Genomic DNA, 13,936 nt, shown 5'->3' with positions numbered 1-13,936 from the left:
ATCAGTAAAAATCCACACAAGTTGTTCTTCATATTCTCTTAATGATTAATTTATCACTTCGTCAGTGATAAATAAGACGCAATAAACATTTAACAACTTAACCCTCTAAGCTAAGTTCGTTTGCTGTATCGCGTCGGGATGAGCTCATTATAGGGCAATTTCTTACACACGCAAGTGCTTTTAACTGATTGTTTTATTGAGTGTTGTATTTTTATGCACTATTTTGGTTCATTTTTAGACTTTTTGTCGCATAAGCTTTTAATATTAAAGCAGAAATGTGAATAAAATATTTCTGCTTTATTTTTTAACTATTTTTTCACATTTGTTTTTATTGTTTGAATACTGATGATTTTTACAGCTTGTTTAGGTACATCTTGGTGCATACCCACTGTTTGTGTTGGTGTCTGTACGATTTTATCGACGATATCCAGTCCTTGTGTCACCTTACCAAATACGGCGTACCCAGGGTTTCCAGCAGACTTATTTAAAAAGTCGTTATTTGCAACATTAATAAAGAATTGACTGGTTGCAGAGTTTGGCGCATTAGTCCGTGCCATAGCCAAAGTCCCACGAACGTTCTTTAAGCCATTGCTAGATTCATTCTGGATCGCTGGTTGAGTAGCCTTCTCTTTCATGTTGCTATCAAAACCACCGCCTTGAATCATAAAACCAGGGATAACACGATGGAAAATGGTGCCGTTGTAAAATTGACTATTTACATAGCTCTTAAAATTTTTTACTGATATCGGTGCTTGATCATCATAAAGCTCTATATTGATGTTGCCTAAATTGGTTTTAATTTGCATATCTGTATTGGCGAACGCTTGATTCACCAAAACCACTAAAGCAAGACCGATGCCTATTTTTTTGATCATTCTCTTTTCCTTAAACATTTTAAATTAATAAGCCTCTCATAGTAGTCTGCTTTTATTCTGTTGAAAAATGACATTTAAACACGTTTACCAATACTCAACAGTATTCACGACTATATCTATATAGCTGTCATAAGCCTTACTGGTTGTTGAATATGTTGATGATGCTTTATCAACAAAAGAACTGTATGGATAAATCCGTGTGCTTAGCCTTTATAGAACAATTATTCTTATTTGATTATTTTTTAATCAATCACTTTTGTTCCACGTGAAACAAAAGTGATTTGTACAAGATGATATTGTGTTATTGCTTATCCCAGAATTTACGGAACTCTTTACTCATCTCTATAACGTATTTTTTAGCTTTACGTGAAACAGGGGTTAAGTTAATAAATCCGTGGGTTTGATCTTCATAATCCTGATAATGAACCTTTACCCCATTTTGACGTAACTTATAAGCATAAATTTTACCTTCATCGTGCAAAAGATCATGTCCAGCCGTTACTACAAATGCAGGGGCAAGTTTCTTTAGCTGGCCATTGGTCGGTGAAATGATTGGATCATCCAATGCCATATTAAAACGTGTCGCATAATAGTCGGTCACATAATCAATATCTGAGCCTGTCAACACCAAGCCATCTTTATAAGCAAAGAAAGATGGATGTCGACTCTTAAAATCAACGGCAGGATAAATCAAGAACTGGGCTTGAGGCGCAAACACTGTATTGACTGTGCGTTGTGCAACAACAGCGCTAATATTTCCGCCCGCACTATCTCCTGCAACCGCAATCCGGTTTTTGAGAATTTTAAATTGACGGCGATTTTGATACACCCAAGCCAAAGCATCTTCACAAGACTGAATTAGGTCACGTGGGCCAACTTCAGGTGCGAGTGGATATTCAATACTTAAAACCTGAACTTTTGCATGAGCAGCAATTAAGCGACACACTTCATCATGGGTGTCTACACTACCCACCACAAAACCACCGCCATGATAAAATACAATCATTGGCAATTTTTTATTTGGTGCAGGATGGTAATGGCGTGCATAGACGCTGCCACTTTGTAACGGAAGACGAATATCTTCAACAAATTGGATATGGGTCGGTTTGTTTATAATAGATTGCATTTGTGATTCAAATTGCTTTCTAGAGCGCTCTACATCTGCGCCAATAAAACCCACTTTGCCCTGTTTAAGTTGAGCTGCCATCAAACATTTGGTGAAACTATCCAATTGAGGAAACTGGTACGGGTAACCCAATAACTTGGTTAATGACTCTTGAGCGAATGTAGGCAAACGATCTAAAGCCCTACCTGCCGAACCCTGCCCTTTTTCGACTAAATCATGAATACTACGTTGAAAAGCAACCATTACGCTTCTTCCTTAAATGTTCAAATTCTTCATATTGTCTACATGATCAGGTATCGACTGACTATAATCTTATACAAGTCTCATCATCGATATACAAATATAATTTTTAAATACGCTAATCTGAGTTAAATGACTTGTCATTGACTATTTTGCTATATCTGAATTTTTTTTTGCTATTTTGCTTGTTAAATGGAGACAACTTATGGCTATAAAAGCATTAATTGTTTCATTCATAACATCTATTATTGCTGTTGGTTGTGTTGCATTTCCTGAAGATGGTTATGACTCTCGCGGCTATGGGCAACCCGTATATCGAGATTATGGCTATGGACAACGCTATGATCCAAGATATGACCGAAACAATGATCGCCAACGTTGGGAACGCGAGCGAGCTTATCGTTTACAACAAATGCGCATTGAACAAGAACGGCGCCAAAAGAACTGGGATAAACAACGTTGGCAATATGAACAAGCCAAACGTGATCAAATGAAAAAGCAGCAATGGGAACAACATAGAAAAGATTGGAACAATAAATCAAATCGTGACCATCGCTGGGACAATAGACCTGATCAAAAACAATGGCAACAGCGTGATCGTCAAAATCAACAACAGCAACGTGATAAAAGACGTGATGAGCGTAAAAACAGAGATCAAAACCAAGATTAATGTTCAAGAATCTGGCGCTAACCCAGATTCTTTTGTCTTTTTAGCAAACAATTTATTCATTTATAAAAGCAAAAGTAATGATTTTCCTCAGTAATTAATAGCTTCTGACATTTCTTCTTTGCTGAGGAAATTTTGTCATTTGGGTCATTGCGAACCGACTCATTTCAAGTAATGATTTCAATAACATCAATTCATCATTGAACCCGAACAATTGATTTGGAAAATCGATTGTTCAGAATAGATCATGTTGGGTTTAGCAATAAACGATTTTCTAAACTAGATACATTTTTGATGTCACAAAGTTCTATTGGTCGAAGCTCTTCGATTCAATTGAACATGAATAATATTGATCATGGAAAGGAAAAAAATAATGAAATGGTCTAATGCTCTCATTGCTGCTGCGGGTCTTTTGCTTGCAACATCTGCCACTCAAGCAAAACAAGTCATGTGTGTATTTGATTTAGTAGGCAAAAATGGTGATGTGTTTACCTTAATGAAAGATTATCAACTTGCAGCGAAAAACTGGGGTGCGGATCTGGAATTAAAAGTGAATTCAAATGAATCTGTTATTGCAGAAGATTTTAAAGCGGGTAAATGTGATGCTGTCAGTATCACAGGTATGCGTGGCCGCCAATTTAATAGTTTCACCGGTTCTTTAGATGCAATTGGTGCGATTCCAGATCTCAATCTCGCGGTAAAAGTCATGCAAGGCTTAGCAAATCCAAACTTTGCAAAATACATGACCAACGGAAAATATGAAGTTGTTGGTGTTATTCCAGTAGGTGATGCTTTCTTGATGGTCAATGACCGCAATATCAATACCGTTGCAAAAGCAGCAGGTAAAAAAATTGCGGTACTCGACTATGACCAAGCACAAAAAATTATGGTTCAACAAATTGGTGCTCAAGCAGTTGCCGCGGATGTTACAAATTTTGGCAGTAAATTCAATAATGGTCAGGTTGATATTATTGGTGCACCTGCAGCGGTATTTAAACCTTTAGAGCTGCATAAGGGTTTAGGAACCAAAGGCGCTATTGTGAATTACCCACTGCTACAAGTCACAGGTAATATCATCATTCGTCCAGATAAATTCCCTGCTGGCTATGGTCAAAAATCTCGTGATTGGATTAAAACGCAATTGCCTCGTGCAAACACTATCATTGGAAAAATGAAAGCAGATATTCCGGCGAAATACTGGATGCAAGTTCCAGATGGTGATAAGCCTGGTTATCAAAAACTCATGCGTGAATCGCGTATCAGCTTGACCAAACAAGGCGTTTATAACAAACAAATGATGAAAATCCTTTGGCAATTCCGTTGTAAAAACGATCCGAAAAACTTTGAATGTGCGCTACAAGATGAGAACTACAAATAATTCTAGATTAAATCCGATAAATTTAGTCTGAATTTACTTTAAAGTTCACTCACTGACCATATATTGAGTATGTTATACTGAATATATGGTCTTTTCATTTAAGCCATTTGAAATCTGAGGAACAATATCATGACCGCCCAAGCACTTGAGCTGACTGACAATGCTGCAAATAAAGTTCGCCAACTTCGTGATAGCGAAGGTAATCAAGATCTGATGTTACGTGTCTATGTAACGGGTGGCGGCTGTTCAGGATTTTCTTATGGTTTTAACTTTGCCGAAAGTATGAATGAAGATGATGCTGAATTTATAAATGGTGATGTAAAAATGTTGGTTGACTCGTTGAGTTATCAATATCTCGTCGGTTCTAAAGTTGACTATATTGAAGGCTTAGAAGGCTCACGTTTTATTGTAGAAAACCCGAATGCAACAACAACTTGCGGTTGCGGTTCATCATTCTCCATTTAATTCAAAGCATATTTTGAATCAAATCATGCCCTCTTCTTATGAGGGCATTTTTATGGTTGAGACATCAAGCTTAAATCGTTTCTAAAATATGTTGGCTCAATTGTTTTGCATTCTGCACTGGAATCCAATGCGTCGCATCCATCACAATTTCTTTATAAGCTGCTTTTACATAATGATGATTTAAGGCAACGCTTTTAGAACCGATCGCCGAGTCATGTTTGCCCCAAATAAATAAAGTCGGCACACAAACTGGTTGGGTTAAATTTTTATTTGAACTAAATGGAAGTCCCCGATACCAATTTAATGCAGAACTTAGGCGCTTTTCCACCACGATGTCTTGTTGGAAATCTTCGAGTTGTTTTGCGGTCATTCCTGAATCTTTTAATAAACCTAGACCCAACTTCGGTAATTTCTCAAATAATAATTCTGGAATTTTAGGTAACTGGAATAAACCAATATAGTAAGATTTTAACAATTGATTACTGCTGAACATCGAACGCATAAATGCTGCTTTATGCGGTACAGAAATCGTAATCAAATGTTTTATTTTTTCAGGATAGCGTTGAGCAACATCCCAAGCAACCACTGCCCCCCAATCATGTCCAACTAAATAAACCTGTTGTTGGATCATATCGATTAAAGCATTTACATCTTCAACCAAAGCAGAACTTCTATAATCACGGCGGTTTTGCGGTTGTGCACCTAAACTATAACCACGTTGATTGACAGCAAAAGTACGATAACCGTTTTGATTCAGGATCTCTGCAGTTTCTTGCCAGCTTTTATTGGTTTCAGGAAAACCATGTAACAAGACAAAAGGCTGCCCATCCAAAGGACCCGAATCTATCACATCAAAGCTAAAACCCTCTCTTTGAAATGATTCTATGCGCTGTTTCTGTATCGCTAAGTTCATTGTGATCTCAGTTTTAATTTTTATTGATAGTGGAAGCTTATGCGCTATTTTTTAACAGCAGTAAAGGACAATCTCAGCGCTAAACAGGTCGATCATTGTTCTACAAAATATCTCACACTGCTATACCTCACTTGTTCTTGTGTAAATATTGATTACTAAGGTGTATCACTCACCTTAGCAATCATTTTATTTTTAAACTGCTGTAATCGTGCCTAAGATACGATAGCCTTTTGCCCCCGTAACAGCAGGTAGGTTGCCACTTAACTGTTGGTCAAAACGCATGGCGAGCCATGCAAATGCAGTTGCCTCTACCCATGTCGGTGCTAAGCCCAATGCAGAAGTCGATTGTACAGACCAATTGTGCTTACGTAGACGCCAACGGAGTTGTTCAAGTAGATGTGAGTTATAAGCACCTCCACCGCAAACATAGACCTCACCCGTATCTAGAGGCGAACGATAAATGGCTTTCTTGATGGCACGTGTCGTGAGTTTCATCAACGTTGCCTGAATATTTTCAGGGGTATCTTCTAATTCATCATATTCTAAATCATTACGCCAATCTAAAATCTGCTCATCTAACCATTCCAAGTTAAAGTCTTCACGCCCTGTACTTTTTGGAGGTTCTTTAGAGAAGTATTCATTTGCTTGAAGGCGATCTAACAATGAACGTATCGGTTGACCATAAGCTGCCCAATTGCCATTTTCGTCATAAGGTTGCCCAGTATAACGATGACACCACGCATCCATAAGAATATTGGCAGGGCCTGTATCAAAACCATAAACATTCTGCTCATCACCAGCAGGCAGCATGCTGACATTGGCAATCCCCCCTAAATTGAGAATCACTCGATGAATGGTTGAATGTTGGAATAAAGCTTGATGAAACGCTGGAACTAGAGGAGCACCCTGCCCACCTGCCGCCATATCACGACGACGAAAATCTGAAATCACAGGAATTTGAGTAATTTCCGTAATAATATTTGGATCACCAATTTGTAAAGTAAACCCATGTTCTGGGCGATGCCGAATAGTTTGTCCATGACAACCAATCGCTTTAATTTGGCTTTTATCTAAATTATTTTCTTGTATAAGTTGGTTAATACCATTGCCAATCATGGTTGCAAGAGCGACATCCGCCTTACCCATTCGATCGATTTCATTATCATCAGGTAAGGTCAATGCCATCAATTCATCACGTAAATGAGGATCAAAAGCGACTGTAAGCGTGGCATGGATATGTAAAGGATCAAATGAAGCAGCAACAAAATCGACGCCATCCATGCTGGTTCCAGTCATTACGCCAATATAGATTGTTGTCATGAGATATTCTTCGCCTGCATTATGCTGAAAAAATGTTAGTATATCGCACAAATAGTCTAACTGAAGTATTTGGGTTTTTGTAATGTCAAATTTCCTGCCGGCTGAAGAACAACTTGCCCTCATTCGCCGAGGCACTCACGAAATTATTTCTGAAGAAGATCTTCTGAAGAAACTAAAAGAAAATCGTCCTTTAAAAATTAAAGCAGGATTTGATCCAACTGCCCCAGATTTACATTTGGGTCATACTGTTTTAATTAACAAATTAAAAGCGTTTCAAGATCTTGGTCATGATGTCACATTCTTGATTGGTGATTATACCGCCATGATTGGTGACCCAACAGGTAAGAGTGCGACTCGTCCACCGCTATCGCGTGAACAAGTTTTAGAAAATGCCAAAACATATCAAGAACAAGTGTTTAAAATTCTTGATCCAAATAAAACCAAAGTTCGTTTTAACTCTGAGTGGTTTGCAACAAAAACCGCTGCTGATTTGATTCAATTGGCTTCGCAGCAAACTGTTGCGCGTATGCTAGAACGTGATGACTTTACTAAACGCTATAATAGCCATCAACCGATTGCTATTCATGAGTTTTTATATCCTTTGGTTCAAGGTTACGACTCTATCGCGCTTGAAGCCGATGTTGAGCTTGGTGGTACAGACCAGACCTTTAACTTACTCATGGGGCGTACTCTTCAAGGTCGTTATGATCAAGAAGCTCAAGTATGTATTACCGTACCGATCCTAGAAGGATTGGATGGCGTTAATAAAATGTCGAAGTCTTTAGGCAACTATATTGGTGTATTTGATGCCCCTGGCGCAATGTACCAAAAAGTATTGTCTATGCCTGACAGCTTGATTGAGCGCTATTTTGAATTACTCAGCTTTAAATCTATGGACGAAATTGACATTCTTCTCAAAGAAATGGCTGAAGGTCGTAATCCGCAAGACATTAAGAAAATTCTTGCACTTGAGTTGGTTGAACGCTTCCATGGCGCTGAAGCTGCTGAACATGCACATAAAGGTGCGGGTAACTTAATCACAGAAGGCGAGCTACCTGAAGGTACGCCTGAAGTGACTATTTCTCGTGGTGAATACAATGGAGAAATCTCAATTGTGTCTATTTTACGTGCCGCAGGCTTAACCAAGAATTCAGCACAATCTAAAGATGCTGTTTCACGTGGAGCCGTAAAAGTAGATTGGGAAGTTGTGGATGCAAACTTCACTGTGAAAGAAAATGTTACTTTGGTTATTCAGGCAAGTAAAAAAGCCATTGCAAAAGTGACCTTTACCGATTAATCCCGTCTAAGCCAATAAAACCAGAAAAGCCATCAACATTGATGGCTTTTTTATTGAATAAGTTTATTCACCTGCAAGTGAACATTCAAAGTTGGTGCGATCTACCGTACAGCGTGCTTTTTTCAGTACCGACATCATCACAGGATCGTACACCCCTCTTTTTGTTAACTCAATCCGCCCTTCTCGCAATAATTTCTGATAACGGAGTGCATCATCCTTAGATACATTTAATTTATATTTTGCTGGAATTTCAGCTTCCATTTTTTCTATTTTCTTAAATGAACTTGGTAACTGCTTCACAGCCCACTCACGTGACTTAATACCAAAACCTTCTGGAAACTGCTCAGGTTTAATAATTAAATCGGCAGTCACATTCACTACGGGATAAGTAAACATTGCACCATTGCTACCTAAACCTTTATAAATTTCCAATGGTTTATAGGCATAGGCTGGTGAAGCAATCGCATCCACCTCACCATCATTAAATTTTTTCACAAAATTAAAAATATCAGAAGGAACCCCGATTGCACCTACACGTTCAACAGCAACCTTTTGTGCAAGATCATAATGCAGATAGGCAAACTTTTTACCTTTGCCCTTTTCTAAAGTATTCATTGCGCGATCTTTAACAAAGATATAAGCAATACCAATCGGGGTAATCATTGCCAATTCATATTTGACCCCATTTTTTTCAGAAACCAATCTTTTTGCATTGCGTTTATCCAAGGCATAGTTGATCGCTCTTCTGGCAATTTCATTGTTGGGAATTCCTCCCAAAGCATCAATAGATCCACCAAATTTATTGTATTCACGTGAACGCATCGTGGTCATTGCCGCGGCATCACATTTATTGGTTTTAAAATTTTTATCCACAGCTTCTTCTGACTGATACACGGTTAAATTAATATCAGCGCCCCATGCTTTGGCAGCTAAAGCCCATTCTTCCATGAGTTTATAAGATTCACCTGCTTTACCCAGTAAATCAAACACACACACATTTTGTTTTGCCTGTAGCAGAGGTGAAAAAAAAACTGAAAAAACAATCGGTAAATATCCTATTTTATTCATCATCTAACGTCCATATTTTTATAAATAGATTTATCCTTGTAGATGTAAAAGCAATCCGAGTCTTTTACTTTAACTACACATTTTTAGGTGATACTGTGATTAATTCTACATAAACTGGATATTTTGTGTTAGTTTTTTAACCAACTTTTAGATGAGATAAAAAATTTAGGACAAAATTCTGATAAAAATAAGCGGCTGAGCTGATTTCATTGAGCGGTTTTTTATTGAGTGGTTTTAAAATTAAAATATTCTAATGATTGCTGCTGGTTTTGGAGATATACGCATTTTTTATTGAAGCACTCACAATAAAGCATTGCTTGTTTTTTTGAATTGATCTTATTTACCCAATTTATTGTGCTTTTCACTCAAGAAAAGACATTTTGTCACTTCTTTTATCAAATACATTTTTTGAACTCTACCATTTATCCTTTACTATACCGCATCCGATATTCAATAGTCAGTTTCCTATGATTCAGTTAGACCAACTTTCAATTCGCCGTGGTGGACGCATTTTATTCCAAAAAGCGTCTATGCAACTTCATCCTGGTTGGAAAATTGGTTTAACAGGTGTAAATGGTGCGGGTAAATCCACATTGTTCTCAGCACTTTTGGGTGGAATGGAGTCAGACAGCGGTAGCTTAACCCGTCCAAATATATGGACCGTTGCCCATATGGCTCAGGAAATCAAAGCTTTAGATATGAAAGCTATTGATTTTGTGTTATCTGGTGATGAAGAATATTGGCTCATCCAAGACAAACTAAATCATTCTGAAGATTTGAGTAATGATGAGTTAGCGCATTTATATAGCCGTTTTGAAGAAATCCATGGCTATACAGCTGCATCTAAAGCATCTCAACTGATGGCTGGTTTAGGTTTTTTTGAGCATCAATCAGAACTCTTGGTTTCAAGTTTCTCTGGTGGGTGGCGGATGCGTTTAAATCTTGCTCGGACCCTGATGAGTCGCTCAGACTTACTATTACTCGATGAACCGACCAACCATTTAGACTTAGATGCAATTTTATGGCTAGAAGATTGGCTCAAGGCATATGAAGGCACGCTCATTTTAATTTCACATGACCGCGATTTCTTAGATGCAATCACAGATCATATTTTACATATCGAAAATCAAGTACTGACTTTATATACCGGCAACTACTCTACTTTTGAAACCACACGTGCTGAGCGATTAGCACAACAACAACAAGCGTTTGAAAAGCAACAAGAAGCTAAAGCACACTTACAAAAATTTATTGACCGTTTTAAAGCCAAAGCGACTAAAGCACGACAAGCGCAAAGCCGTATTAAACAACTTGAACGTATGCAAGAACTTGCCCCTGCACATGTCGATAATCCATTTACCTTTAGTTTCCGTGAACCAAGCAAAATGAGTTCACCGCTGCTCACACTCGAACATGCAGATATTGGCTATGGCGATAAATTAATTGTCACCAATGTAAATTTACAGATTACACCAAGCAGTCGTATCGGTTTACTGGGAATGAATGGTGCAGGTAAATCGACCCTAATTAAATCTTTAGTCGGTGATTTACCGCTGATTCAAGGTTTACGTAAAGATTCTGAGTTACTCAACATTGGTTATTTTGCCCAGCACCAAATGGATGCTTTAGATGGCAATGCCAGCCCGATGTTACAACTTTCTCGCATTGCTGACCCAAAGATCAGTGAAGCAGCATTACGCTCCTTTTTAGGAAGTTTTGGTTTTAGTGGTGAACGTATGGACACCCCAAGCGAAAGCTTCTCTGGCGGTGAACGTGCGCGTTTGGCTTTGGCTTTAATCGTCTGGCTGCGTCCAAATGTTTTAATTCTCGACGAACCGACTAACCATTTAGATTTAGATATGCGCCATGCACTTACGATGGCTTTACAGGATTTTGAAGGTGCTGTGGTTTTAGTTTCCCATGAACGTCAGCTGATCGCTTCAGTCTGTGATGAACTTATTTTGGTTCATGCAGGTCAAAGCAAGGAATTTGACGGGGATTTACAAGATTATGCAACGTGGTTACGTCAAGCACGTATCGATATGATCAAGAATGGACAACAGCCTAGTGCACCTGTTCAATCTCAGGTGGTTGAAAAGCCAAGTATTTCAAAACTCGATAAAGAAGCACAACGTAAAGAAGCTGCTCGTCAGCGTGAACTGAGCCGTCCTATTCGTAAAAATATCGAGAAAATTGAAAGCCAAATTGGAAAAATTCAACCTAGACTTGCAGAAATTGAAGCATTACTTGCAGACTCAACCCTTTATGAGGCAAACCGTAAAGATGATTTACTCAAACTCATGAATGAACAGACAGAGTTAAAAGTAAAATTAGAACAAACTGAAGAAAAAATGCTTGAACTGATGATGGAACTAGAAACATTAGAAAGCTCTTTCGATTAAAAGGCGCTTTTAATTAAAAAGTGCTTTTAAAGACAGTAAGCCCCTCAAATTAGCTAGAAATAGGCAAATGCCTCTTCTAGCTTTTTAATAAAATATAATTAAAATTCAATAAGTTAAATTATAAAAATAATTTTGTTTAAAATTTTAACCGCAACTTCATCACCTTAACAAAATTTAAAGCTCTATACCTCTTCTCATAAATCATCAGTAATTCAATACATAGCCACGCTATGCAAACACACTCAGGTGTTGTTTCTCATTACTTTAGATTTCCCCAGATCAAAAAGAAGGCTTTTTATCACAATAATCCAATAAAAATCATAAGCTTATTTTATTCAACCTCCAAACCACATCCAACAGCCGCGTCCAAGCCTAAAAGCATCTTTGAATCGACAAAATAAAATCATAACTTTTATTTATAATAGACAATTTCCACCGTGGAACATATTAGCACACCTAAATAATAGCAAAAAAGGCTTTAAAAAAGACAATTCATTTGAACTTAAAAATATTTTTTATCAATTGCTTGTGGATAAGTTAAAATTTTAAAACAGTTCTTCTGACTCATTCTTTGAGAGCATTTTTTAATAATTTTGAAGTTTTATACGTGATTAAATCAGTCAGTGTTGATCGAATTTAGGCTTAATTGCAAAGTTACCCACATACTTATCAACATTATTTTGGTTAATAATAGAACAAAATTCAAGTGCAAAATTTAACCGTTCGTCGCTTTTTATAATGAACATTCATCTAATTTTTTTTGATTTCAGCAAAATTATTTAAAATTACATAGATCATGAATTTCGAACAATTTGTAATGAAAAAGCATAACTCAGACTTAAAAAACTGATTTACTTATAAAAAGATTGTCGATGAAATGAGAGTTAAGTCGCTAATTCACAATAATTGTCAAAAAAAAAATAATAAATGGAGTAAATGCTCTATTTTTTTCAAACAAAGCTGATTAATATTGCGCTTATGGAAAAGTTCCTAAAGATGGATAAATAGATAAGGACGAAAATATGAAAAAAATTGCATTCGCTATTGCTGCAACTTCAATCGTTGGATTTAGTTCAGCATCTCAAGCTGCGACAGATGTCTGCGTATTTGACTTATTAGGTAAGTCAGGTGAATCATTTCAAATGGCACAAGAATGGGCATTATCAGCAAAAAGCTGGGGCGCTGATATCAATCTCATTCCAAAACAAGATGAGGCTGTTGCAGATAACGACTTTAAAGCAGGCAAATGCGATGGCGTATTTATGACTGCAATGCGTGCGCGTCAATACAATAAATTTGTGGGTTCAATCGACTCTATTGGTGGTGTGCCAAGTAATGCGATTGCACAAAAAGCCATTACTTTTGCCTTAGATGCGCGTAATGCTGCAAAAATGACCACAACCTTGGGTGGTAAAAAATACGAAGTTGCTGGTATTGCACCACTTGGTTCAGCATTTATTTTTGTACGTGATAAAAATATCAACTCGATTGAAAAAGCCGCTGGGAAAAAGTTTGCTGTGTTAAGCTATGACAGCGCTCAAAAAATTCTAGTACAACGTGTTGGTGCACAAGCAGTTCCTTCAGATATCACCAACTTTGTTGCAAAATTCAACAATGGTCAAGTTGATATGGTCGGTGCACCAGCTTATGCCTACAAACCGCTTGAAATTCAAAAAGGTTTAGGCGCAAATGGGGCAATGTTTAACTTCCCTGTATTACAAGTAACTGCTGACTTTGTCATCCGTCCTGAAAAGTTCCCTGCAGGTTTTGGTCAAAAATCTCGTGATTATTTTGTGAAAAACTTGCCAAAAAGCTTTGCTATGATTAATCGCTTAGAAGCGACTATTCCAGCAAAATACAAAATGAATTTAACCGCTGAAGATAAGCTGAAATATCAAAAATTAATGCGTGATGGTCGTTTAGAACTGACTAAACAAGGTATTTATGATGCAGGTATGATGTCTGTGTTGAAAAAAGCACGTTGTTCAGTAGATAAAGCCAACTTTGAATGTACGCTAGGTGGTGAATAATACTTTAGCTGAAATAAGCTAAAGTCTACAAAAAACCAGCTTTGATAAGCTGGTTTTTTTGCTTTAAATTTTTAAATAGAAGCAGTAGTACCATCAAAATTAAAATAGTGGATATAAAAAAGGGAATAAACCGAGGTTTATTCCCTTTTATTGAT

The 13,936-nt window shown here is 37.4% G+C and carries 11 protein-coding genes; 6 read left to right on the top strand and 5 right to left on the bottom strand.

The window, feature by feature from the left end:
* Positions 1–308: 308 nt before the first annotated feature.
* Positions 309–875 carry a peptidylprolyl isomerase gene (locus M2R48_RS00165; RefSeq protein ID WP_004718908.1) on the bottom strand — a complete coding sequence of 189 codons (567 nt, stop codon included), beginning with the start codon at positions 873–875 and terminating at the stop codon, positions 309–311.
* A gap of 301 nt (positions 876–1,176) precedes the next feature.
* A complete protein-coding gene (locus tag M2R48_RS00160) occupies positions 1,177–2,244 on the bottom strand; it encodes an alpha/beta hydrolase (protein ID WP_004718910.1) in 1,068 nt (355 codons plus the stop codon).
* Between the two features lie 202 nt (positions 2,245–2,446).
* Between M2R48_RS00160 and M2R48_RS00155 the strand changes: the two genes are divergently transcribed.
* The 3 genes from M2R48_RS00155 (at position 2,447) to erpA (ending at position 4,751) form a co-directional block, all read left to right on the top strand.
* The gene (locus tag M2R48_RS00155) at positions 2,447–2,911 is read left to right on the top strand and encodes a hypothetical protein (RefSeq protein WP_004818195.1); all 465 of its coding nucleotides are present in this window, start codon (positions 2,447–2,449) and stop codon (positions 2,909–2,911) included.
* A 370-nt stretch (positions 2,912–3,281) separates the two neighbouring features.
* Positions 3,282–4,286, top strand: coding sequence for a putative solute-binding protein (locus tag M2R48_RS00150; protein WP_262084739.1), 1,005 nt, complete (start codon positions 3,282–3,284; stop codon positions 4,284–4,286).
* Positions 4,287–4,415: 129 nt separating this feature from the next.
* Positions 4,416–4,751 carry an iron-sulfur cluster insertion protein ErpA gene (erpA, locus tag M2R48_RS00145; protein WP_004718915.1) on the top strand — a complete coding sequence of 112 codons (336 nt, stop codon included), beginning with the start codon at positions 4,416–4,418 and terminating at the stop codon, positions 4,749–4,751.
* Between the two features lie 70 nt (positions 4,752–4,821).
* On the opposite strand, the gene M2R48_RS00140 is transcribed toward erpA, so the two are convergent.
* The gene (locus tag M2R48_RS00140) at positions 4,822–5,664 is read right to left on the bottom strand and encodes an alpha/beta fold hydrolase (RefSeq protein WP_004818192.1); all 843 of its coding nucleotides are present in this window, start codon (positions 5,662–5,664) and stop codon (positions 4,822–4,824) included.
* A 192-nt stretch (positions 5,665–5,856) separates the two neighbouring features.
* Positions 5,857–6,984, bottom strand: coding sequence for an anhydro-N-acetylmuramic acid kinase (locus tag M2R48_RS00135; protein ID WP_035370790.1), 1,128 nt, complete (start codon positions 6,982–6,984; stop codon positions 5,857–5,859).
* Positions 6,985–7,066: 82 nt separating this feature from the next.
* Between M2R48_RS00135 and tyrS the strand changes: the two genes are divergently transcribed.
* Entirely contained in the window at positions 7,067–8,281 is a 1,215-nt protein-coding gene (gene tyrS / locus M2R48_RS00130; RefSeq protein ID WP_166782880.1) for a tyrosine--tRNA ligase, read from the top strand.
* Positions 8,282–8,344: 63 nt separating this feature from the next.
* On the opposite strand, the gene M2R48_RS00125 is transcribed toward tyrS, so the two are convergent.
* On the bottom strand, positions 8,345–9,349 hold the full coding sequence (locus M2R48_RS00125; RefSeq protein WP_004718922.1) for a putative solute-binding protein: 1,005 nt from the start codon (positions 9,347–9,349) through the stop codon (positions 8,345–8,347).
* 467 nt (positions 9,350–9,816) lie between these two features.
* On the opposite strand from M2R48_RS00125, the gene M2R48_RS00120 reads away from it, so the two are divergent.
* Both M2R48_RS00120 and M2R48_RS00115 read left to right on the top strand, forming a co-directional pair.
* Positions 9,817–11,751 carry an ATP-binding cassette domain-containing protein gene (locus M2R48_RS00120; protein WP_262084738.1) on the top strand — a complete coding sequence of 645 codons (1,935 nt, stop codon included), beginning with the start codon at positions 9,817–9,819 and terminating at the stop codon, positions 11,749–11,751.
* Between the two features lie 1,022 nt (positions 11,752–12,773).
* Entirely contained in the window at positions 12,774–13,781 is a 1,008-nt protein-coding gene (locus M2R48_RS00115) for a putative solute-binding protein (RefSeq protein ID WP_004718925.1), read from the top strand.
* Positions 13,782–13,936: the final 155 nt, after the last annotated feature.

The sequence above is a fragment of the Acinetobacter sp. I-MWF genome (genome assembly GCF_025433935.1).
Lineage (GTDB): Bacteria > Pseudomonadota > Gammaproteobacteria > Pseudomonadales > Moraxellaceae > Acinetobacter > Acinetobacter guillouiae.
This window is presented reverse-complemented; position numbering and strand designations above follow the sequence as displayed.